General features: G+C 74.9%; 17 protein-coding genes. 5 read left to right on the top strand and 12 right to left on the bottom strand.

Annotated elements, in window-relative coordinates; translation table 11 throughout:
* Positions 1–28: 28 nt before the first annotated feature.
* The 3 genes from ACFVHB_RS21570 to ACFVHB_RS21560 all read right to left on the bottom strand — a co-directional run bounded on the left by ACFVHB_RS21570 (position 29) and on the right by ACFVHB_RS21560 (position 4,921).
* Positions 29–2,494, bottom strand: a complete 2,466-nt coding sequence (locus ACFVHB_RS21570) for a SpoIIE family protein phosphatase (protein ID WP_380324467.1) — start codon at positions 2,492–2,494, stop codon at positions 29–31.
* A gap of 151 nt (positions 2,495–2,645) precedes the next feature.
* Positions 2,646–3,266 (bottom strand): TetR/AcrR family transcriptional regulator, encoded by a 621-nt coding sequence (locus tag ACFVHB_RS21565; protein ID WP_380324544.1) that lies wholly within the window; start codon positions 3,264–3,266, stop codon positions 2,646–2,648.
* A 68-nt stretch (positions 3,267–3,334) separates the two neighbouring features.
* Entirely contained in the window at positions 3,335–4,921 is a 1,587-nt protein-coding gene (locus ACFVHB_RS21560; RefSeq protein ID WP_380324464.1) for a 4-coumarate--CoA ligase family protein, read from the bottom strand.
* Positions 4,922–5,157: 236 nt separating this feature from the next.
* Between ACFVHB_RS21560 and ACFVHB_RS21555 the strand changes: the two genes are divergently transcribed.
* Positions 5,158–5,862, top strand: coding sequence for a hypothetical protein (locus tag ACFVHB_RS21555; protein WP_380324461.1), 705 nt, complete (start codon positions 5,158–5,160; stop codon positions 5,860–5,862).
* Entirely contained in the window at positions 5,849–6,553 is a 705-nt protein-coding gene (locus tag ACFVHB_RS21550) for a class F sortase (RefSeq protein ID WP_380324458.1), read from the top strand. The genes ACFVHB_RS21555 and ACFVHB_RS21550 overlap by 14 nt, the downstream gene beginning before the upstream one ends.
* A gap of 140 nt (positions 6,554–6,693) precedes the next feature.
* On the opposite strand, the gene ACFVHB_RS21545 is transcribed toward ACFVHB_RS21550, so the two are convergent.
* The 7 genes from ACFVHB_RS21545 to ACFVHB_RS21515 form a co-directional block, all read right to left on the bottom strand.
* Positions 6,694–7,881, bottom strand: coding sequence for an acyl-CoA dehydrogenase family protein (locus ACFVHB_RS21545; protein ID WP_380324455.1), 1,188 nt, complete (start codon positions 7,879–7,881; stop codon positions 6,694–6,696).
* Positions 7,882–7,981: 100 nt separating this feature from the next.
* On the bottom strand, positions 7,982–9,901 hold the full coding sequence (locus tag ACFVHB_RS21540; RefSeq protein ID WP_380324452.1) for an acetyl/propionyl/methylcrotonyl-CoA carboxylase subunit alpha: 1,920 nt from the start codon (positions 9,899–9,901) through the stop codon (positions 7,982–7,984).
* Between the two features lie 11 nt (positions 9,902–9,912).
* Positions 9,913–11,511, bottom strand: a complete 1,599-nt coding sequence (locus ACFVHB_RS21535) for an acyl-CoA carboxylase subunit beta (protein WP_380324449.1) — start codon at positions 11,509–11,511, stop codon at positions 9,913–9,915.
* The gene (locus ACFVHB_RS21530) at positions 11,508–13,334 is read right to left on the bottom strand and encodes an acyclic terpene utilization AtuA family protein (protein WP_380324447.1); all 1,827 of its coding nucleotides are present in this window, start codon (positions 13,332–13,334) and stop codon (positions 11,508–11,510) included. Before ACFVHB_RS21530 ends, ACFVHB_RS21535 begins: the two co-directional genes overlap by 4 nt.
* 146 nt (positions 13,335–13,480) lie before the next feature.
* Positions 13,481–14,770, bottom strand: a complete 1,290-nt coding sequence (locus ACFVHB_RS21525) for an MFS transporter (RefSeq protein ID WP_380324444.1) — start codon at positions 14,768–14,770, stop codon at positions 13,481–13,483.
* A 198-nt stretch (positions 14,771–14,968) separates the two neighbouring features.
* On the bottom strand, positions 14,969–15,868 hold the full coding sequence (locus ACFVHB_RS21520; protein ID WP_380324441.1) for a metallophosphoesterase: 900 nt from the start codon (positions 15,866–15,868) through the stop codon (positions 14,969–14,971).
* 253 nt (positions 15,869–16,121) lie between these two features.
* Positions 16,122–16,862, bottom strand: a complete 741-nt coding sequence (locus ACFVHB_RS21515; protein WP_380324438.1) for an SDR family oxidoreductase — start codon at positions 16,860–16,862, stop codon at positions 16,122–16,124.
* A 94-nt stretch (positions 16,863–16,956) separates the two neighbouring features.
* On the opposite strand from ACFVHB_RS21515, the gene ACFVHB_RS21510 reads away from it, so the two are divergent.
* Positions 16,957–17,334, top strand: coding sequence for a MerR family transcriptional regulator (locus tag ACFVHB_RS21510; RefSeq protein WP_380324435.1), 378 nt, complete (start codon positions 16,957–16,959; stop codon positions 17,332–17,334).
* A 42-nt stretch (positions 17,335–17,376) separates the two neighbouring features.
* On the opposite strand, the gene ACFVHB_RS21505 is transcribed toward ACFVHB_RS21510, so the two are convergent.
* On the bottom strand, positions 17,377–17,961 hold the full coding sequence (locus ACFVHB_RS21505; RefSeq protein WP_380324433.1) for a hypothetical protein: 585 nt from the start codon (positions 17,959–17,961) through the stop codon (positions 17,377–17,379).
* Positions 17,962–18,076: 115 nt separating this feature from the next.
* Here ACFVHB_RS21505 and ACFVHB_RS21500 point away from each other — a divergent pair, with 115 nt between their 5' ends.
* The gene (locus ACFVHB_RS21500; protein ID WP_380324430.1) at positions 18,077–19,507 is read left to right on the top strand and encodes a BTAD domain-containing putative transcriptional regulator; all 1,431 of its coding nucleotides are present in this window, start codon (positions 18,077–18,079) and stop codon (positions 19,505–19,507) included.
* On the opposite strand, the gene ACFVHB_RS21495 is transcribed toward ACFVHB_RS21500, so the two are convergent.
* Positions 19,453–19,959, bottom strand: a complete 507-nt coding sequence (locus tag ACFVHB_RS21495) for a GNAT family N-acetyltransferase (RefSeq protein WP_380324427.1) — start codon at positions 19,957–19,959, stop codon at positions 19,453–19,455. The genes ACFVHB_RS21500 and ACFVHB_RS21495 overlap by 55 nt on opposite strands.
* Before the next feature lie 276 nt (positions 19,960–20,235).
* Between ACFVHB_RS21495 and ACFVHB_RS21490 the strand changes: the two genes are divergently transcribed.
* Positions 20,236–21,606, top strand: coding sequence for a M14 family metallopeptidase (locus tag ACFVHB_RS21490; protein ID WP_380324424.1), 1,371 nt, complete (start codon positions 20,236–20,238; stop codon positions 21,604–21,606).
* The last annotated feature ends 128 nt before the right edge of the window (positions 21,607–21,734 follow it).

Raw genomic sequence — 21,734 nt, 5'->3', positions numbered from 1 at the left:
CCCCGGGAGCGGCGGCGGGGGACGGCGGTCAGACGGTGCCGAAGGGGAGCTCCAGCTCGGCCCAGACGACCTTGCCGTCCCTGGTCAGCCGACTGCCCCAGCGCTGGGCGAGCTCGCTGACCAGGAACATGCCGCGGCCGCCCTCGTCCTGTTCCGCGAAGGGGCGCAGCTGGGGCGTCTGGCCGCCGGCGTCGGCGACCTCGACGGTGAGGACGCGGTCGCGGAAGAGCCGCAGCCGGCGCGGCGCGTCGGCGTGCAGCAGGGCGTTCGTGACCAGTTCGCTGACCAGCAGCTCGGCGTAGTCGGAGAGGGCGGCCAGGCCCCAGGCGTCCAGGGTGGCGCGGGTGAAGCGGCGGGCCTTGCCGGGGAGGCGCCCGCCGCCGGTGAGCGGGAGGTCGGCGATCCGGTCGGAGGGCAGCGGCAGCACCCGGGCCATGATCATGGCGATGTCGTCGTCGGTGCCGTCGGTGACCAGCGCGCCGAGGACGGCGTCGCAGCTCTGCTCCAGGGTGCGGCCGGGGCCGGCCAGGGTGCGGGCCATCAGGTCGATGCCGTCGTCGATGTCCTGGCCGCGCCGCTCGACCAGGCCGTCGGTGTAGAGGGCGACCAGGCCGCCCTCGGGGAGGGTGAACTCGATCGACTCGAAGGCGACGCCGCCGACGCCGAGCGGGACGCCGGGCGGCACGTCGATCTTGCGGGCGGTGCCGTCGGGGCTGACCGAGACCGGGGGCAGGTGGCCGGCCGAGGCGACCTGGACGGTGCGTTCCAGCGGGTCGTAGACCGCGCAGATGCAGGTCGCGAACTGGCCCTCGCCGATTCCCGAGGCGGTCTCGTCCAGCCGGGTGAGCACCTGCTCGGGCGGCATGTCCAGGGTGGCGAGGGTGCGGGCGACGGTGCGCAGCTGGCCCATGGTGGCGGCGGCGCGGATGCCGTGGCCCATCACGTCGCCGACCACCAGGGCGACCCGGCCGCAGGAGAGCGGGACGACGTCGAACCAGTCGCCGCCGACCTCGCTGACCACGCTGCTGGGCAGGTAGCGGTAGGCGATCTCCAGGCCCAGGGTGCGGTGGATCTCCTGCGGCAGCAGGCTGCGCTGCAGGGTCAGCGCGGTCTCGCGTTCGCGCCGGTAGAGCCGGGCGTTGTCGATGGCGAGGGCGGTGCGGGCGACGAGTTCCTCGGCGAGGGCGACGTCGGCGGCGGTGAACGGCTCGGGGTTGCGCATCCGGATGAACTCGGCGCCGCCGAGCACCATGCCCCGGGCGGTCACCGGCAGCATCAGGTACGAGTGGATGCCGGCCTCGATGCCGGGCGCGACCCGGTCCTCGCTGGCGACCAGGCCGCGGAGCACCTCCTGGTCGACGTGGGCGCGCAGCAGCGGGCGGCCGCTGCGCAGGCACTGGGTGTAGCTGCGCTCGGGCGCGTACTCGCTGACCTCGCCGACGGTGTCGACGGCGTGGGCGAGGCCGGACTCGTAGGACTCGCCGACGGCGACGGCGCGCAGCTGGACGGAGCGGTCGTCCGGGATGGCGGAGGGTTCGGCGCCGCGCAGGACGGGTTCGAGCAGGTCGACGGTGGCGAAGTCGGCGAAGCGCGGGACGACGGCCTCGATCAGTTCCTCGGCGGTGCGCTGGAGGTCGAGGGTGGTGCCGATCCGGGAGGTGGCCTCGGCGATGGTGGCGAGACGTTCCTGCGCGCGGGCGGCGCGGGCCTCGGCCTGGAAGCGTTCGGTGACGTCGATGATGGAGGAGCAGACGCCGAAGACCCGGCCGGTGGAGTCCTCCAGCCGGAAGTAGGAGGCCGACCAGGCGCGGTCGCGGCGCGGGTCGCCGGGGACGCGGCCGTGCGAGCGGGCGTCGACCACGGGCCGGCCGGTGACCAGGACCTGTCTCATGGTCTGTTCTATCTCGGCGCCGTTGATGCCGGGCAGGACGGCGCTGATCCGGCGGCCCAGGTGGTCCTCGACGGGGACGCCGTTCATCCGGGCCAGCGCCTCGTTGAGCCGGACGTAGCGCAGGTCGGTGTCGTAGACGGCCATGCCGATCGGGGACTGTCCGAAGATGCCGTCGAGGACGGCGAGGTCCGCCTCGACCCGGTGCAGGGCCGCGGTGTCCGAGGCGGTGGCGAGCAGCAGCAGGGTGCCGCCGGGGCCGGCTATCGGATAGGTGCGCAGTTCCAGCTCGACGTGGTGGCCGTCGCGGTGGCGGACCGGGAAGACGCCGGACCAGCCCTTGCCGGCCATGATGCGTTCGAACAGGGCGAGCACCTCGGGGCGGTCGGCCTCGCCGGTGAACAGGCGGGCCGCGTAGCTGCCGACGGCCTCGTCGGCGGAGTAGCCGAGCAGCGCCTCGGCGTCCTCGCTCCAGTGCAGGATCAGGCCGTCGTCCTGGAGCAGCGCGGTGGCGAGCGGGACCAGGCGGTGGCCGTCCAGGCGTACGGGGTTCCCGCCCGGTGCGGGACCGGCGGCGTCGGTCGCATCCCACTCGTGTCCGTGCATGATCAGGCAGCACCCCGGTTCGGCTCGTTCCCGGCCGGGCGGAGCCTCGCGGTCCGTGCCGGCCGGGGTTCTTCTCCAGACTGCACGGACATCGGCCGCCCGGCGACCCCTTGGTCAGGGGTATCTGCCGGTCGCGCCTGGTGTACGGGCGTCATGGGCGTTCCGGCCGCAGCGTACCCTCAAGAACGCTCGCCCACTGCCGGATCACTCCGGATCGTCTGGCGCTGTCGTCGGTGAGCAGGTTGGCCAGGCCGAGGCCGCGGGCCATGTCCAGGGTGGCCTGGACGGTCTCGCGGACGCCGGGCACGGTCTCGTCGGCGCCGAGGAACTCGACGGCGGCCCGGTGGGCCTCGCGGCCGACGTGGCCCTCCAGCGCGATGATCCGCTCGCGCAGCGGCTCCTCGGTGGCGGCGGCGACCCACAGGTGCAGGGCGGCGCGGAACAGCGGCCCGGTGTAGAGGCGCACGATCATGCCGACCACCGCCTCGGTGCGGGCCGGGCCGGCGGCCGGCAGCTCGTCCGCGTGGGCGCGGACGGCGGCCAGCCGCTCGGCGGTGACGTGCTCGACGGCCGCGGTGAACAGGTCCTCGCGGGTCGGGAAGTGGTGCTGGGCGGCGCCGCGCGAGACACCGGCCCGTTCGGCGACGACGCTCACCGTGGAGCCGTTCCAGCCGAGCTCGGCGAGGCAGTCGACGGCCGCCGCCAGCAGCCGCTGCCGGGTGGCGCGGCTGCGGTCCTGCTGCGGGGTGCGGGCGGCGGGGTGCGTGGTCATCGTCGGCGGCTGGTCCTGTTCGTACGGCGGCACGGCGGGGTCGATCCTCGCAGACGGGCGCCCGCCGCTCAGCGGGCGGCCTCCCGGGCGCGCAGCTCGCGGCGGAGGATCTTGCCGGCCGGGGACTTCGGGACGGCTTCCACGAACTCCACCGAGCGCACCTTCTTGTAGGGGGCGACCTGGCCGGCCACGAAGGCGGTGACCTCCTCCTCGGTGAGCGCGGAGCCCGGCGCGCGGACCACGAAGGCCTTGGGCCGCTCGGTGCCCTCGGCGTCGGTGACGCCGATGACGGCGGCGTCGGCGATCCCGGGGTGGCCGAGCAGCAGCGCCTCCAGCTCGGCGGGGGCGACCTGGTACCCCTTGTACTTGATGAGCTCCTTCACCCGGTCGACGATGAACAGGTAGCCGCGCTCGTCCACGTACCCGACGTCGCCGGTGTGCAGCCAGCCGTCGGCGTCGATGGTGGCGGCGGTGTCGGAGGGCCGGCCGAAGTAGCCCTTCATCACCTGCGGGCCGCGGATCAGCAGCTCGCCCCGCTCGCCGGGGCCGAGGTCGGGGTCGCTGCCGTCGAGTGCGGCGACCCGCAGTTCGGTGGAGGGCACCATCCGGCCGACGGAGCCCGGCGAGGGGTCCGGCTCGGTCGGCGAGACGACGTGCGAGACCGGCGAGAGCTCGGTCATGCCGTAGCCCTGGAGCACCCGCGGCAGGCCGAGCCGGCGGGCGCAGGCCTCGGCGAGCTCGTGGTCCAGCGGGGCGGCGGCGCACAGCAGGTACTCCACCGAGGAGAGGTCGAAGCGGTCGACGACCGGGTGCTTGGCGAGGGCGAGGGCGATCGGCGGGGCGACGATCAGCGCCTGGACGCGCTGTTCCTCGATGGTGCGGCAGAACTGCTCCAGGTCGAAGCGGGGCAGCACGACGACGGTGGCCCCGCAGCGCAGCGGCTGGTTCAGCAGGGCGGCCAGGCCGTAGATGTGGAAGAACGGCAGGACGGCGAGGATCCGTTCGCCCGCCGCGGGGTGGTAGAGGGCGTCGGTCTGGGCCAGGTTGGTGGCGATCGAACGGTGGGTGAGCATCACGCCCTTGGGCAGGCCGGTGGTCCCGCTGGAGTAGGGCAGCACGGCGATGTCGCGGGCCGGGTCGATGGCGGGCTCGGGCTCGGGGCCGGTGGAGGCCAGCAGGTCGGCCAGCGAGCGGTGGCCCTCGGCGCCGTCCAGCACGATGATCTCGGCGAGCGGCTCGCCCTCGGCGGCGAGCTTCCCGGCGGCCTGCCGGGCGGTGTCCAGGAACGGCGAGACGGTGACCAGCCAGCGGGCGCCGCTGTCGGCCAGCTGCCCGGCCAGCTCGCCGGCGGTGGCCAGCGAGGAGACGGTGGTGACGGTGGCGCCGGCCCGGGTGGCGCCGTAGAAGGCCATCGGGTAGCCGATCGTGTTGGGGCTGAACAGCGCCACCACGTCACCCCGGCGCACGCCCGCCTCGGCGAGGCCGGCGGCCACCCGGCGCACCGCCGTGCCGAGCTGGGCGTGGCTGACCGTCTCCCCCGTGACGCCGTCGATCAGGGCCGGCCGGTCGCCGTACCGGTCCGCCGCGCCGAGCACCGCGTCGTGGATCGGCAGGTCGACGACGGCGACCTCCGGGAACTCGCTGTGGAACACCAAGGCGTGCCTCCTGGTTGGTAGTTGACGCACGATCGGGTGGCCGATGGGGGCGCCGGCGGACCGGCCGGCCGGGGGCGCGGACAGGAGCATACGGACAGTGGCGGAACGTTGCGCCATTGTGACGAAGGATCGGGGGAGCGCGCGTGGCACGCTTGCCGCGCCCGGCGGCCGGACCGACGGTGGGCTGCACGGCCGCCCGCCCCCGAGCGCGGCCCCCGACCCTGGAGCACCCCACCGTGAGAAGCACTGCCCTTCTGCCGTCCCCTCGTCGTCTGCTCGCCGCCACCGCGGCGGCGGCCGCGCTGACCTTCGGCGCGGCGCCGGTCGCGTTCGCCGCGCCGGGCGACAACGGCGACGTCAAGGTGCACGACAGCAGTACCGACGAGAACAACCAGAACGACGACCCGAAGGTCTGCACGTTCTACTTCGACGCCTTCAACTTCGACACCGTCACGCTGGTCAGCTGGACCGTCGAACAGCAACCGCCGACCGGGAACGCGCTGGTCCTGGCCGGTTCGCTCGTGCTGACCGACGGACACGGCCGCACCACCGACTACAGCCTGCCGGACGGGCACTACCGGCTGAACTGGACGTTCGCCGGTGAGAACGGCAGCGCCAAGCACAAGGTGTTCGACGTTCAGTGCGCCACCTCCTCGCCGTCGCCGTCCAACTCGCCCTCGCCGTCCTCCTCCCCGTCGCCGACCAAGTCGCCCTCGCCCTCCACCTCACCGTCCCCCTCGCCCTCGCCCGGCGTCTCCCCCAGCCACTCCCCCGGCCACTCCCCGAAGCCCGGACCGCACGGCGGCGTCGGCACCGGCGGCGGCGGCACCTCCGGCTCCAACACCGCGGAGGTGCTCGGCGGCTCCGCGCTGATCGCCGGGGCGGCCTGGTTCGGGATCCGCTCGCTGCGCCGGCGCGCCGGACGCAATGCCCAGTCCTGACCCGCGGCGCCGCCACGCGCGCCTCGGCCCCGGCCGTCTGACGGCCGGGGCCGTCGCCGTGGCGGTGGCCGCCGGAGCGTGGCTGGTGCAGGACGGCAGCACGGACGGCGGCGGGCCGCCGCTGCCCCCGGCGTACTCCGCGGGCGTCCCGGCGTCGGCGGCACCGCCCGCCGGGCCGCCGTCACCGGCCCCCGCCGCGCCCGCACCGTCGCCCGCTCCGGCGCACGCGCCGCTGCCCGCCTCGGAGCCCACCCGGATCAGGATTCCGTCGATCAAGGTGGACGCCCCGGTGATGGGCCTCGGCCTGGACGCCACCGGCCACCTGGCCAGTCCGCCGATGGACCAGCGCAACCTGGCCGGCTGGTACCGGGACGGCGTGACCCCGGGGGCGCGGGGCAACGCGCTCGCCGTCGGGCACGCCGACAACCGCACCGGGCCGGCCGTCTTCTACCGGCTCGGCCTGCTGCGCCGCGGCGACACCGTCGAGGTGGTCCGCAAGGACCGGCGCACGGCGGTGTTCACCATCGACGACGTGCGGGTCTTCGCCAAGAAGGACTTTCCGGACGCGCTGGTGTACGGCGCCACCGACCGGGCCGAGCTGCGGGTGATCACCTGCGGCGGGAAGTTCGACAAGCGGACCGGGTACGAGTCCAACACGGTGGTGTTCGCCCATCTCTCCTCCGTCCGCTGAGCCGGTTCGCCCGCTGAGCCGGTTCGCCCGCCGGGTCCGCTCGTCCGCGGGGTCGTCCGCCGCGCCCGCTCGTCCGCCGGACTGCGTCGCCCCCGCCCGCCGTGCCCGTCCGTCGCGCCATGCCCGTCCGTCGCGCGCGGTCAGTACGACCTGGGCAGGCCGAGGGTGTGCTGGGCCACGTAGTTGAGCACCATCTCCCGGCTGACCGGCGCCACCCGGCCGACCCGGGTGGCGGCGAGCAGGGCTGCCAGGCCGTACTCCTGGGTGAGGCCGTTGCCGCCCAGGGTCTGCACGGCCTGGTCGACCGTCCGGGCGGCGGCCTCGCCGGCCGCGTACTTGGCCATGTTGGCGGCCTCGCCGGCCGCGAGGTCGTCGCCCGCGTCGTAGAGCAGTCCGGCCTTCTGGGTCATCAGCCGGGCGAGCTCGATCTCCACCGCGCACTGGGCGAGCGGGTGGGCGAGGCCCTGGTGCGCGCCGATCGGGGTCGACCAGACGGTGCGCTCCTTCGCGTAGCCGACGGCCTTGCCGAGCGCCTGGCGGGCGAGGCCGAGCGAGAACGCGGCGGTCATGATCCGCTCGGGGTTGAGGCCGGCGAAGAGCTGCAGCAGCCCGGCGCTCTCGTCGCCGACCAGCGCCTCGGCGGGCAGCCGGACGTCGTCCAGGAAGACCTGGAACTGCTTCTCCGGGGCGACGAGTTCCATCGGGATCGGCCGGAACTCGAAGCCCGGGGTCGGGCGCGGGACGACGAACAGGGCGGGCCTGAGCTTGCCGGTGCGAGCGTCCTCGGTGCGGGCGACGAACAGCACGGCGTCGCAGTGGTCGATGCCGGACACGAACACCTTGCGGCCGGTGAGCAGCCAGTCGTCGCCGTCCCGGCGGGCGACGGTGGAGATGCGGTGGGAGTTGGAGCCGGCGTCGGGTTCGGTGATGCCGAAGGCCATCCTCCTGGTGCCGTCCGCGAGCCCGGGCAGCCACTGCCGCTTCTGCTGCTCGGTGCCGTAGCGGGCGATGACCGTGCCGCAGATCGCCGGCGAGACGATCAGCAGCAGCAACGGGCAGCCGGCGGTGCCGAGTTCCTCCAGCACGATGGCGAGGTCGGTGATGCCGCCGCCCCCGCCGCCGTACTCGACGGGCAGGTTGACACCGAGGTAGCCGGCCTTGCCGGCCTCGGCCCAGAGCTCCTCGGGGGCCTCGCCGGCCCGGGCCTTGGCCAGGTGGTACGCGGAGCCGTAGCGCCGGCCGAGGCCGGCCACGGCGGTGCGCAGGGCCTGGCGTTCGGGGGTCTCGATCAGCGGGCTGCCGGGGGCGGTGGTGCGCGGTGCGGACATGCGGTGGTCCTTTCCGGGCGGGGTGTCGGCTGAGGGGCGCCGTCGGCCGGGGCACCGTCGGCCGGGGGCCTCCGGGCACGCCGGCCGGGGGCGCCCCGGGTCACGGCGTGGGCTGGACGACGGCCAGCAGGCTGCCGAGTTCGACCTGCTGGCCCGGGGCGGCGCGGAGTTCGGCGAGCACGCCGTCGGCGGGGGCGGTGACGCGGTGCTCCATCTTCATCGCCTCCAGCCAGAGCAGCGGCTGCCCGGCGGTGACGGTGTCGCCGACGGTGGCGGCGGTGCGGACGACGGTGCCGGGCATCGGGGCGAGCAGGGCACCGGGGTCGGTGTGGGCGGCCGGGTCGGGGAAGCGCTCCAGCGCGGTGAGCACGGTGGCGCCGGCCGCGGTGTCGACGTGCACCCGGTCGCCGTGGCGGGCGACCTCGAAGGTGTGCCGGACCGGTCCGGTCCGCAGGACGACCCGCTCCGGCGTCGAGGAGACCAGGGCCGTGCCCGGGTGGTCCTCGGCCCGCAACCCGTCCCGGGTGAGCCGGTAGCGGACCTCGAACTCGGCGCCGTCGTCCGCCCGGTAGCGCTTGACCTGCGGCTGCGAGGGCAGGTTGCGCCAGCCGGACGGCAGCGCGCCCCGGCGGCCCGCCGCGTCGGCGAGGGCGGCGGCCAGCGCGGCGAGGGCGGTGGACCGCTCGTCCGGCGCGGTCAGTGCGGCGGCGTGTTCGGCGAGGAAGCCGGTGTGCAGGTGCCCGGCCAGGAAGGCCGGGTGGCGCAGCGACCGGACCAGCAACTCCCGGTTGGTGACGGGTCCGTGGATCCGGGCCCGGGCGAGCGCGTCCGCCAGCTTCCGGGCGGCGGCGGGCCGGGTCGGCGCCCAGGCGATCACCTTCGCCAGCATGGCGTCGTAGTGCACGGTGACCTCGTCGCCGTTGCCGGTCCCGGCGTCCAGGCGCAGGCCGCGGCCGGTGAACTCGGTGTGTGGCGAGCGGAGTTCGAGCCGGTGCACGGTGCCGGTCGCCGGCCGCCAGTCGTGGGCCGGGTCCTCCGCGTAGAGCCGGGCCTCGATCGCGCAGCCGGCCGGCTCCGACGGCGCCGCGGCCAGCGCCTCCCCCTCGGCGACGGCGAGTTGGAGGGCGACCAGGTCGAGCCCGGTGACCGCCTCGGTCACCGGATGCTCGACCTGCAGGCGGGTGTTCATCTCCAGGAAGTGGAACCGGCCGTCCTCCGCGAGCAGGAACTCCGCCGTGCCCGCGCCGACGTAGCCGATCGCCTGCGCGGCGGCGATCGCGGCGGCGTGCAGCCGGCCGCGCAGCTCGGGGGCGAGGCCGGGCGCCGGCGCCTCCTCGATCACCTTCTGGTGCCGCCGCTGGAGCGAGCAGTCGCGGTCGCCGACCGCCCACACCGTGCCGTGCGCGTCGGCGAGGAGCTGGACCTCGACGTGCCGGCCGGTGGGCAGGTAGCGCTCGCAGAACACCTCGTCGGAGCCGAAGTTCTTCGCCGCCTCGGCGCGGGCGGCGGCGAGCTCGTCCGCCAGGTCGGCCAGCCGGTGCACCACCCGCATGCCGCGTCCGCCGCCGCCGGCCGCCGCCTTGACCAGCAGCGGCAGGTCGGCCTCGACCGGGTCGGTGACGGCGGCCAGCACCGGGACGCCGGCGGCGGCCATCAGGCGCTTGGCGGCGGTCTTGGAGCCCATCGCGGCGATGGCCGCCGGGGGCGGGCCGATCCAGGTCAGGCCGGCGTCCAGGACGGCCTGCGCGAACCCGGCGTCCTCGGAGAGGAAGCCGTAGCCCGGGTGGACGGCGTCGGCGCCGGCGGCCAGCGCGGCGGCGATGACGAGGTCGCCGCGCAGGTAGGTGTCGGCGGGCGCCGCGCCGGGCAGCCGGACGGCGAGGTCGGCCTCGCGGGTGTGCGGGGCGTCGGCGTCCGGGTCGGAGTGGACGGCGGTGGTGGCGATGCCCAGGCTCCGGCAGGTGCGGAAGACCCGGCGGGCGATCTCACCCCGGTTGGCGACCAGCAGATTGGTGATCACTTCGGTCCCTCTCACATTCGGAAGACGCCGTAGCCGCGCGCGCCCTCGACCGGCGCGTTGTGGATCGCGGAGAGGCAGAGGCCGAGCACGGTCCGGGTGTCGCGCGGGTCGATCACGCCGTCGTCGTAGAGCCGGCCGGACAGGAAGACCGGCAGCGACTCGGCCTCGATCTGCTGCTCGACCATCGCCCGGATCGCGGCGTCCGCGTCCTCGTCGTAGGGCTGCCCCTTCGCGGCGGCCGACTGCCTGGCCACGATGGAGAGCACGCCGGCCAGTTGCTGCGGCCCCATCACCGCCGACTTGGCGCTCGGCCAGGCGAACAGGAACCGCGGGTCGTACGCCCGCCCGCACATGCCGTAATGACCGGCCCCGTAGGAGGCGCCCATCAGCACGGACAGGTGCGGGACCCGCGAGTTGGCGACGGCGTTGATCATCATCGCGCCGTGCTTGATGATGCCGCCCTGCTCGTAGTCCCGGCCGACCATGTAGCCGGTGGTGTTGTGCAGGAACAGCAGCGGGATGTCCCGCTGGTTGGCCAACTGGATGAACTGGGCGGCCTTCTGGGACTCCTGGCTGAACAGCACGCCCTGCGCGTTGGCGAGGATGCCGACCGGGTAGCCGTGCAGCCGGGCCCAGCCGGTCGCGAGGCTGGCGCCGTAGCGCGGCTTGAACTCGTCGAAGTCCGAGCCGTCCACGATCCGGGCGATCACCTCGCGCGGGTCGAACGGCACCTTGAGGTCACCGGGGACGATGCCGAGCAGCTCGTCCTCGTCGTACCTCGGCGGCTCGGCGTGCGCGTCGGGGCCGGGGCCGGGCTTGCGGTGGTTCAGCCGGGCGACGATCCGCCGGGCCAGCCGCAGCGCGTCCGGCTCGTCCACCGCGAAGTGGTCGGCCAGGCCGGAGGTGCGGGCGTGCATCTCGGCGCCGCCCAGCGACTCGTCGTCGGACTCCTCGCCGGTGGCCATCTTCACCAGCGGCGGCCCGCCGAGGAACACCTTCGCCCGCTCCTTCACCATCACGGTGTGGTCGGACATCCCCGGCACGTACGCGCCGCCCGCCGTCGAGTTGCCGAACACCACGGCCACGGTGGGGACGCCGGCCGCGGAGAGCCGGGTGAGGTCGCGGAAGAGCGCCCCGCCGGGGATGAAGATCTCCTTCTGGCTGGGCAGGTCGGCGCCGCCGGACTCGACCAGGTTGACCAGCGGGAGGCGGTTGACGAGCGCGATCTCGTTGGCCCGCAGGGCCTTGCGCAGCGTCCACGGGTTGCTGGCGCCGCCGCGCACGGTCGGGTCGTTGGCGGTGATCACGCACTCGACCCCCTCGACCACGCCGATGCCGGTGACCAGGGCGGCCCCGACCGGGTGGTCGCTGCCCCAGGCGGCGAGCGGGGAGAGTTCGAGGAACGGCGAGTCCGGGTCGATCAGCAGCTCGATCCGCTCGCGGGGCAGCAGCTTGCCGCGGCCGCGGTGCCGTTCGACGTACTTGGGGCCGCCGCCGGCCAGCGCCTTGGCGTGCTCACCGGCCAGCTCCTCCAGCTTGCCGAGCATCGCGGCGCGGTACTCGGCGTAGTCGGCGCCCGCCGGGTCGAGGCGGGTGGGCAGGACGGTCACAGCAGCGCCTCCGGTATGTCGAGGTGGCGGGAGCGCAGCCACTCCCCCAGGGCCTTGGCCTGCGGGTCGAACCGGTGCTGGGCGGCGACCCCCTCGCCGAGCAGGCCGGTGATGGTGAAGTTGACCGCCCGCAGGTTGGGGAGCAGGTGCCGGGTGACGGGCAACTCGGCGGTTTCGGGCAGCAGTTCGCGCAGGCGGTCGGTGGTGAGGGTGTGCGCGAGCCAGCGCCAGCCGGCGTCGTCGCGGGCCCAGACGCCGAGGTTGGCGTCGCCGCCCTTGTCTCCGCTGCGGGCGCCGGCCACCAGGCCGAGCGGGGCGCGCCGGGTCGGCCCCGCGGGCGCCGGCGGCTCGGGGAGTCCGGGCTCGGGGAGTCCGGGCTCGGGGAGTCCGGGCTCGGGGAGTCCGGGCTCGGGGAGCCCCGGTCCGGTCGGTCCCGGTCCGGTCGGTCCCGGCCCGGGGAGCCCCGGCCCGGGGACGTCCGACTCGGGGAGCCGCCGGCCGGCCCGGGCCCGCGCCTTCGACGGCGGGACGGCGACCCGGCGGCCGTCCGGCAGGACGGCGGTGTGCTCGACCAGCCCGGCGTCGACGTGCGCGGCGGTGAACACCCCGTACGGCGCGCCCGGCCCGGGCGGGGCGGTGAGGTGGAACCCCGGGTAGCCGGCGAGCCCCAACTCCACGGCCGCCCGCCCGAGTTCCCGGCCGACCTTGGCCGGGTCGCGGTCCCGGGCGGTGAGCCGGAGCAGCGCGGAGGCGGTCTCCTCGGTACCGGCGTCCGGGTGGTCGGTCCGGGCCAGCGTCCAGCGCAGTTCGGCCGGGCGGCGCTCCGGTGGCAGCGCGTCCGCGAACTGCCGCCGCACCAGGGCCGCCTTGGCCTCGATGTCCAGCCCGGTGAGCACGAAGACCACCTCGTTGCGGTGGCCGCCGAGCCGGTTCAGCCCGACCTTCAGCGTCGGCGGCGGTGCCTCGCCGCGCACCCCGTCGATCCGGACCCGGTCCGGCCCCTCCTGGGTCAGCCGGACGCTGTCCAGCCGGGCCGTGACGTCGGGGCCGAGGTAGCGCGGGCCGCCCGTCTCGTACAGGAGTTGGGCGGTGACGGTGCCGGTGGTGACGGCGCCGCCGGTGCCCGGGTGCTTGGTGATGACGCTGGAGCCGTCCGCGTGCAGCTCGGCCAGCGGGAAGCCCGGGCGCGCGACGTCGTGCTCCTGGAAGAACGCGTAGTTGCCGCCGGTCGCCTGCGCCCCGCACTCCAGCACGTGGCCGGCCACCACGGCGCCGGCCAGGGCGTCCAACTCCCCTTCGTCCCAGCCGAAGTGGGCGATGGCCGGGCCGGCCACCAGGGCCGCGTCGGTCACGCGGCCGGTGACCACCACGTCCGCGCCCGCCCGCAGGCACTCGGCGATCCCGAACGCCCCGAGGTAGGCGTTGGCGGCCAGCAGCCCCTCCGGGAGGCCGAGTTCGGCCCGGCGCGGCAGCAGGTCGTCCCCCTCGACGTGCGCCACGGCCGGCCCGAGCCCCTGCCGCTCGGCCAACGCGCGGACGGCCTCCGCCAGTCGGGCCGGATTGAGCCCGCCGGCGTTGACCACGATCCGCACCCCGCGCTCCAGCGCCAGCCCGAGGCACTCCTCCAACTGCCGCAGGAAGGTCTTGGCGTAGCCCAGCCCCGGGTCCCCGAGCCGGTCCCGCGCCAGGATCAGCATGGTCAGCTCCGCCAGGTAGTCCCCGGTCAGCACGTCCAGCGGCCCACCCGTGAGCATGTCCTCGACCGCCGAGAAGCGGTCCCCGTAGAAGCCCGAGGCATTGCCGATCCGCAGTACCGAACGCACGCGTGCCCTCCAACTGCCCTGCCGGTTGGCGTCGGTGAGCAGCGTGGCACCGGCACGCAAAAGAAGCAAGCATGCCTGCTTGTTTTCGCGCCGAACCCCGCCCCCGCGGGGCTTACCGCCCGGACCGCGCCACCGCCCGCGGAGGACTAGACGGTGTCGGGAACCGGGGTCTCGTCGGGGTGGGCGGGGGTTGCGGGGGCCGGGGCGTGGGGTGGGCGGCGGGTGCGCTCGGCCCATGCGGCCACCGGCGGGCCGGCCGCGCCCACGGCCGCGAAGAACACCCCGAGCAGCAGCCAGCCCGCGTGTCCGAGCCCGAGGACCGCTGTCGTGAGGACCATCGGGGCCAGGGCCTGCCCGGCGTCGAAGCCGACGCCGAAGAGGCCCTGGTACTGCCCCTGGGCGTGGTCGGGGGCGAGACCGAAGGCGAGCGCGTAGCCGCCCGAGGACTCCCACACCTCTCCGAGGGAGTGCACGACGACGGCGAGGACGGCGAGCGCCGGGGCGACCCAGGGCGGGACGTCCGCGGTCAGGGCCATCAGGGGGCAACTGACCAGGAAGAGCAGCCCCGCGAGGCGGAACGCCCGGCCGCCCTGGCGCGGTGTCTCCACCCCCGAGCCGATCCTGCTCTGGAGCAGCACGCACACCCCGCTGTTGACCGCGTAGACCGCCGCCACGGTCCAGCGGGGCGCGTCGGTGTGGGCGGAGAGCCAGATCGGCAGCAGCAGGGAGACGGTCTGGTACTGCAGGCCCATCGCGCTGTAGAGCGCGACGAAGGACACGAACGGCCGGTCGGACAGGACGGCCCAGCGGTGGTGCTCCTCGGGCCGGGGCAGGGGCGGGTAGTTCGGGACGCCGCCCAGGGCGATCAGGCCGGCGCAGGCGAAGCTGGCGGCGTTGGCGAGGATGAGCACGGTGTAGGCGGCGCGGGTGTCGGCCGAGACGGCGAAGGCGGCGCCGACGGTGCCCAGGACCACGCCGAGGTTGACGAACGTGCGGAGCTTCGCCCGGAAGGCGGCCGGGCGTTCACCGCCGGCACGGGCGACGAGCGCGCCGCCCGCGGCGCCGCCCGCCGTCGCCGCCAGCCGGTCGAGGGTGGCGATGAGCGTGAACGTGACCCAGTCGTGGATGAGGACGAACCCGGCCATCGTCGCGGCCTGCACCATGACGGCCGTCATCCAGACCGTGCGCGGCCCGTACCGGTCGGCCAGGTTCCCGGCCGGGACCCCGGCCAGCAGCCCGACCAGCCCGGCGATCGTGAGGCCGACGCCGACCCGTGCGGCGGGCAGGTGCACCACCAGCGTGAAGTAGAGCACCGACGCGGTGTTGAACAGCCCGTTGCCCACCCGGCTGACGAAGCTCGCGACGATGAGGGCACGCTGCGGACCGTCCGGCGCCGGTAAGCCGGCCGTCCGCGGCCCCGCACTCTTCGCGATCATGCGAAACAGGCTAACAGCGCCCCCGCGGCCGCCCTCCGCGCGGTCCGGGCCGGCTCTTCCGCCCGTCGGCCCGTCGCGCCCGGCGCGTGGTTCCCCGAACCCGCGGACCTGACCGGCACGCGGTTCCCCGAACCGCGGACCTGACCCGCCGACCTGACCCGCCGGGCGCGTGAGGCGTTCCGCGCCCTTCGCCACGCCTCAGGCCGGGGCGCCCTCATCGCGGCCGGTCGTCGCGGCGATCCTGGTGAGGTCGAGGTCGTCGCCGCTGACGTCGGCGAGCCAGCTGTCGTGGACGTATTCGAACGCGTACGTCCGGGTGTCGAGTACGCCGATGCTGCCGGCCGTGATCCGCTGCTCCGGATTGACCGGCTCGGGCTGCCACCGGTCCCGCTTGGGGTCGACCAGCTGGGCGAGCGCGTGCGACACCGTCCGGCCGTAGCGGCGCGGTCCGTTCTCGTGGTGGTAGTGGCCGCCGACGTGCAGGCGCGGCTGGAGGTGCTCGATCAGCCTGGACAGCCTGGCCGAGCCCTGGACGTCCCCGCGCCGGCTGCGGGACATGCCGTAGGGGCCGTCGTGGGTGACGAGCACGTCGATGCTGCCGGGCTCGGTGGCGAGCAGCCGCGCGTACGCGTCGTCGTCGAAGTCCATCTTCCCCGGTGCCTCGATCAGACCGAGGAACGCCACCCGCGCCCCCGCGACCTCGGTGACGTGACCGCAGACGGCGTGGTGGAACGCGCCGAAGGGATCCACGGGCACGACCTCGGCGCGGGCCCGGTCGTGCAGGGACTCCAGCCACTCGTGGTCCTCGTGGTTGCCGCTGAGGAACAGGATCCGGGGCACCTGCCGGAGGGCCGCGAGCACACCGGCGGTCACCCGCGCCGACGGATCCAGCAGCCGGAAGAAGTCGCCCTGCGCCGGATTGTCCGCGTGGAACCTGCGGCTCGCTTCGTCGAACCGGTCGGGGGAAGGGTAGGCCCCCAGATCCCCGACCTGGATCACGGCGTCCAGCCGGATCCCCCGCCGCGCCTGCAGCGTCATCACAGCGCCCAGCGCGTGCAGCACACGCCCGTGGACATCGCCGATGAAGGCGATCTTCATCGCTCACCATCCCGTGCTCGAGACAATCGTTCGTGTCCCGGCAGGCCGGGCGACGCAACGGTGAGATGTCGACCACCGGTCCCCTGACCGGTTGCCCACGACCCAGCGCTCCGTCGTCCTGTCGGCCTACCGAGCCGAGGCCAGTATCCGAACGGGACCGAAGGGCCGTCAATCTCGGATGGGTGAACGCTCTCCGGGCCCCCGCCCGCTCTCCGCTCCCCCGCGGCGGAGAGCGGACGGGGGCCGGCCCGGGTCAGGCGGTGTAGCCGCCGTCCACGGCGAGGGAGGTGCCGGTGACGTAGCGGCCGCCGGGGCCCGCCAGGAAGGCCACCGCGGCGGCGACGTCCTCGGCCCCGCCGTACGTGCCCAGGGCGGTGAGGGAGCGCTGGAAGTCGGCGCTCCCGCCGTCGGCCGGGTTCATGTCGGTGTCGATCGGGCCCGGGTCCACGACGGTGGCGGTGATCCCGCGCGGCCCCAGCTCGCGGGCCAGCCCCTTGGTCAGCCCGACGAGGGCGGTCTTCGCCATCGCCTGCAGGACGAAGTCCGGGCCGGGCACGCGGCCGTTGAAGCACGAGCCGATGCTGATGATCCGCCCGCCCTCGCCCAGGTGCCGGGCGGCGGCCTGGGAGGCCAGGAACACCGACCGGACGTCCACGGCGAGCACCCGGTCCAGCTCCTCGGCGGACACCTCCGCGAGCGGCCCGTGGGCGAGGAAGCCGGCGTTGTTCACCAGGATGTCGAGCCGGCCCAGCTCCCGCACCGTCCGCTCCACGGCCTCGGCGGCGGCGGTCGGCTCGGTCAGGTCGGCCCGGATGACCACGGCCGTGCCGCCGTCCGCCTCGATCTCCTTGGCGACCTCCTCCGCCTGGTCCGCCGCCTGGACGTAGGTCAGCGCCACCGCCGCCCCCGCGGCGGCCAGCCGCTTGGCGACGGCCGCGCCGATCCCGCGGCTGCCCCCGGTCACCAGGGCCACCTTGCCGGTCAGTTCACTCATCGCTGCCTCCTCCGTAGGCGGTGTGCTCATCGCTCCGGCATGGTAGAAGTTGACACCGGTGTCAGGTTCAAGTCGTGCTCGGGCGAGGAGAGTCATGCGGATCGGCGAACTGGCCCGCCGCAGCGGGGTGAGCGAGCGCTCCCTGCGCTACTACGAGACGCAAGGCCTGCTGCGCGCGGAGCGCACCCCCGGCGGCCACCGGGAGTACGGCGACTGGGCGGTCGACCGCGTCGTGCGCATCCAGACGCTCTTCGCCGCCGGCCTGAACAGCCGGAAGATCGCCCAACTGCTGCCCTGCATGCGGGATGCGGACGGCGGGCCGAACGAAGTCGCCACCGCGGAGCTGGTCGACGAGCTCACCGCGGAGCGCGACCGCATCAACCGCATGATCACCGACCTGGTCCGTTCCCGTGACGTGCTGGACGAGGTGATCGACACGGCGTCGGAGCGGGTGACCACCGCGGGCCGGTGAGAGCGCCGGCGGCCGCCGCCGGTAGCCCTTCGACGAAGGCCCTCAGCCGACCAGCCGGCAGAGCGGCTCGGCCGTGCCGTGGCGCATGGTCAGGGTGCGGTAGCCGGTGGCGTCGATGTCCACGGTGTAGCTGCCGTCGACGGTGTAGAGGTCCCGGGGGAGGTTGCCCCGGTGCTCGGCGAACCCGAGCAGGATCGGGCCGTGGGCGCGCCACGTCTGCGACCCGTCCGGGCGGTAGTCGACCACGGACCGGCCGCCGGCGTCCGCGTCGTACCAGGCGCCCGTCACCGTGTTGGTGAGCCGCATGACCAGGGCGCCCTTGAACGCCGCCCGCCGCACGGTGCCGTCGGCGTCCGCCTCCAGCACCCGCCGGAGCACCTGGTCCACCACGGGTTCGAGGTGCACGGGGAAGTCGCAGCGCGCCCCCGCGGGCAGGTCGAACGACGCCGAGGGCCACCGCTCCCACCCTCCGCCGCCCTCGCCCGAGGCGGCCCCGCCGGTCGCGACCCCGGCCGTCGCGCCCCCGCCCTTCGCGCCCCCGCCCGTCGCGGCCCCGGCCGGGGCGGCCGCCAGGGCGACCAGGGTCGCGGCGGCCATCGCGGTGCACAGCACAATGCGTCGCATCATCACTTCTCCTGACGAGGTGTCGGCCTTGACCGGACCAGCCTCACACCACCCCCTGACCGGATTCTGACCACCCGCCACGGGACCGTCCCGGCGCGCCGTTCTAAGGTTGCCCGCCATGGAGTTCCGACTGCTCGGCCCGTTCGAGGCCGGCCACGAGGGGGAGCGCGTCCTGCTGGGCAGCCGCCGCCAGGAGCGCTGCCTGCTGGCGGTGCTGCTGCTGGAGGACGGCCGGGTGGTCACCACCGACCGCCTGATCGACCTGCTCTGGAACGGAAGCCCGCCCGCCGCGGCCCGCGCCACCGTGCACACGTACATCGGGCGGCTGCGGGCCCGGCTGCGACCGTACCGGGTGACGGTCGAGACCCGGCACGACGGATACGCCCTCGCCCCCGGCCCGCACACCGTCGACGTGCGGGAGTTCCTCGACCTGCTCGGCCGGGCGGCCGCCGGCGGCGACCCCGGCGAGCGGCTGCGCTGCTACGACCGGGCGCTGGCGCTCTGGCGCGGACCGCTGCTCGCCGACGTGGCCGACGGCACACTGCGCGGACGGCTCGGCGAACGCCTCACCGAGCTGCGGCTGTCCGCCCTGGAACAGCGGGCCGCCCTCCGGCTCGCGATGGGCCGGCACGACCAGGTCCTCGCCGAACTCAGCGGGCCCGCCGCCGAGTTCCCGGCCCGCGAGCGGCTGGTCCTGGCTCTGATGACCGCCCTCTACCGGGCCGGCCGGCAGAGCGAGGCACTGGCCCTCTTCCGCAGCACCCGGCAGCTGCTGGTGGACACCCTCGGCATCGAGCCCGGCCCCGAGCTGGCCACCCTGCACGACCGGATCCTCCGGGCCGACCCCCGCCTGGACCGCCCGCCGGCCCCGCTGTACGCGGTGCGGGTCGGCGAGGAGTGGCTGCCGTGGAGCGCGGGCGGGCACCCGGCACTGGAGTTCTGCAACACCTACGCCGGCTGGGGGTCCACGGACCTCCCCGGCTCCGACTGGCTGCGCGGCTACCCCACCCTCGCCGTCTGGGCGGGCCACCACGACCTGGCCGACGAGCCGCTCGTCGGGCGGCTGCTCCGGCAGGCGCGGGAACGGCCCGAGGAGGCCGCCGCCGTACTGGCCGAGGCCCGCGCGTTCCGGGCGGACCTGTACGCCTGCCTGACCGACCCCCAGGACGGCGGCGCCTTCGCCGCGGTGGCCGCCGTCGTCCAGGAGGCCGCCCGCTGCGCCGTCCTCGTCCGACGCGAGGACGGCCTGGCCCACTGGCGACTGCCCCCGGCGGCCGGCCTGCGGCTGCCGCTGTACGCCGCCGCCCGCGCGGCCGCCGAGCTGCTCGCCGACCCGCGCCGCCTCACCCTCCGCCGCTGCCCGAGCGCCGACTGCGGCTGGCTCTTCCTGGACGCGAGCGGCCGCCGCCGCTGGTGCAGCCTGGCCACCTGCGGGGCGGCCCGCCGCGAACGGGAGGATCCTCCGGACGACCCTCCGGACGACCCTCCGGGTGATCAGCCCAACGGGAGCGCCATCTCCACCAGCAGGCTCGACGGATCCAGCTCGTAGGGCTCGGACCGCCCGGTGAAGGCGAACCCCCGGCGGCGGTAGAAGGCCGTCGCCCTGGGGTTGTCCTCGTGCACCCGCAGCACCAGCCGGCGCGCCCCGGCCTCCTCGCGCGCCCAGCCGAGGACGGCGTCCAGCAGGCCGTCGGTGACCCCGAGCCCGCGGCCCCGGTACGCCGGCTCCACCCAGACGCCCACCAGCAGGGCCTCCTCCGGCTCGGGCGTCAGCGAGATCATCGTCCCGACCCACCGGCCGTCCGCCGCCACGGCCGCGAACCCGACGCTGCCCGCCGCGCTCACCCGCTCCACCCGCGAGCGCCACTCGTCCTCGTCGTGCCCGAGCGCCGTCTCGTAGGTCTCCATGAACGCCATCGGCGTGTCCAGCAGCTGCGCGAGCCGCACCTCCCGCATCCGCTCCCAGTCCCCGGGCCCGATGCGCTCGATCCGGTGGTCCATGCCACTCCCCCGTCCTTCTCGTGATCGTCCGACCCCCGCAGCATAGGGCGCGCCGTCGGCCGGGTCCGGACGTGATCCGGTCCCGGCCGCGACGGGGGCGGGCGGTGGTCCCGCCGTCCGTCCCGGGCGGGCGGCGGGCCGGCCGGATTCCCCGTCACCACCGCGTTGCTGGCGCCTGCTTATTGACGAACCCATGACACTGACGGACCATCATGCTGGCGCGCGCCGCAGTTCCTCCCCGTTCCGTCCCTACGGACCCCCCACAGGAGGACAGTCATGCGACTGCCCCGCCGAGGGAAGCCCGCCGCGGTCACCGCCGTGCTGCTGGCCCTCGCACTCGCCTCCCCGCTCACCACCCGGGTCGCCGCACAGCCGGTCACCGGCGACGCCGTCGCCGCGGCCGAGGCCGCGGCCGACACGCCCGACACGGCCCGGCAGTACCGCCTCGACGGTCCCCGCACCGTCGCCGAGCGCACCGCCGTCGCCGCCACCGGCGCCTCCGTCGACGCCGTCCGGCCCGACTCGGTGGTGGTCACCGCCACCCCCGCCGAGCTCGCCCGGCTGCGCGCGCTCGGCTGGTCCCCCACCCCGCTGCCGGGCCCCCGGTACGGCGAGGACGGCCGGGGGAGCACGGCCGCGGCGCCGCTGTACGACTTCCCGCCCGCCGACTCCGGCTACCACAACTACGCCGAGGCCGCCGCCGACATCGACGCCGTCGTCGCCGCGCACCCCGACATCATGAGCAAGCGCGTGATCGGCACCTCGTACGAGGGCCGGCCGATCGTCGCCGTCAAGATCAGCGACAACGTCGGCACCGACGAGAACGAGCCCGAGGTGCTGTTCACCGCCCACCAGCACGCGCGCGAGCACCTCACCGTCGAGATGGCGCTCTACCTGCTGCACGAGTTCGGCGACAAGTACGCCACCGACAGCCGGATCGCGAACGCCGTCAACAGCCGCGAGATCTGGGTGATCCCCGACCTCAACCCGGACGGCGGCGAGTACGACATCGCCACCGGCCGCTACCGCAGCTGGCGCAAGGACCGCCAGCCCAACACCGGCAGCCGCTACGTCGGCACCGACCTCAACCGCAACTGGGACTACAAGTGGGGCTGCTGCGGCGGCTCCTCCGGCTCCACCTCCAGCGAGACCTACCGGGGCGGCGCGCCCGAGTCCGCCAAGGAGACCAAGGTGGTCGCCGACTTCGTCCGCAGCCGGGTGGTCGGCGGCAAGCAGCAGATCACCGCGGCCATCGACTTCCACACCTACAGCGAGCTGGTGCTCTGGCCGTTCGGCTGGACCACCGCCGACACGGCCACCGGGATGAGCGCCGACGAGGCCGCCGCCTTCGCCACCCTCGGGCGGAGCATGGCCGGCACCAACGGCTACACGCCCGAACAGTCCAGCGACCTCTACATCACCGACGGCGCGATCGACGACTGGCTGTGGGGCGTGCACCGGATCTTCGCGTACACCTTCGAGATGTACCCCGGCCCGAACGGCAGCAGCGGCTTCTACCCGCCGGACGAGGTGATCGGACGGGAGACCAGCCGCAACCGCGAGGCGGTACTGCGGCTGGTGGAGACGGCCGACTGCGTGTACCGGGTGATCGGCAAGCAGCAGCAGTACTGCGGCACCGCGACCTGACCACCTGACCACCTGACCACCTGACCGGCCGGTCACCCGGAAGCACGGCACCCGGACACCCGGACGCCTGACCGACCGCGCCCGGACGCCCGAACGCCCGGACACCCGGCCGGGTGCCCGCCCGCGCC

This window comes from Kitasatospora sp. NPDC127111 (assembly GCF_042677465.1).
GTDB lineage: Bacteria > Actinomycetota > Actinomycetes > Streptomycetales > Streptomycetaceae > Kitasatospora.
Note: the sequence above shows the minus strand (reverse complement) of the source record. Positions and strands in the feature narration are given on the sequence as shown.

Coding starts and splice junctions, on each gene's coding strand:
- ACFVHB_RS21570 (WP_380324467.1), bottom strand. CDS start 2,494: ATGCACGGACACGAGTGGGATGCGACCGACGCCGCCGGTCCCGCACCG.
- ACFVHB_RS21565 (WP_380324544.1), bottom strand. CDS start 3,266: ATGACCACGCACCCCGCCGCCCGCACCCCGCAGCAGGACCGCAGCCGC.
- ACFVHB_RS21550 (WP_380324458.1), top strand. CDS start 5,849: ATGCCCAGTCCTGACCCGCGGCGCCGCCACGCGCGCCTCGGCCCCGGC.
- ACFVHB_RS21545 (WP_380324455.1), bottom strand. CDS start 7,881: ATGTCCGCACCGCGCACCACCGCCCCCGGCAGCCCGCTGATCGAGACC.
- ACFVHB_RS21525 (WP_380324444.1), bottom strand. CDS start 14,770: ATGATCGCGAAGAGTGCGGGGCCGCGGACGGCCGGCTTACCGGCGCCG.
- ACFVHB_RS21520 (WP_380324441.1), bottom strand. CDS start 15,868: ATGAAGATCGCCTTCATCGGCGATGTCCACGGGCGTGTGCTGCACGCG.
- ACFVHB_RS21515 (WP_380324438.1), bottom strand. CDS start 16,862: ATGAGTGAACTGACCGGCAAGGTGGCCCTGGTGACCGGGGGCAGCCGC.
- ACFVHB_RS21510 (WP_380324435.1), top strand. CDS start 16,957: ATGCGGATCGGCGAACTGGCCCGCCGCAGCGGGGTGAGCGAGCGCTCC.
- ACFVHB_RS21505 (WP_380324433.1), bottom strand. CDS start 17,961: ATGATGCGACGCATTGTGCTGTGCACCGCGATGGCCGCCGCGACCCTG.
- ACFVHB_RS21500 (WP_380324430.1), top strand. CDS start 18,077: ATGGAGTTCCGACTGCTCGGCCCGTTCGAGGCCGGCCACGAGGGGGAG.
- ACFVHB_RS21495 (WP_380324427.1), bottom strand. CDS start 19,959: ATGGACCACCGGATCGAGCGCATCGGGCCCGGGGACTGGGAGCGGATG.
- ACFVHB_RS21490 (WP_380324424.1), top strand. CDS start 20,236: ATGCGACTGCCCCGCCGAGGGAAGCCCGCCGCGGTCACCGCCGTGCTG.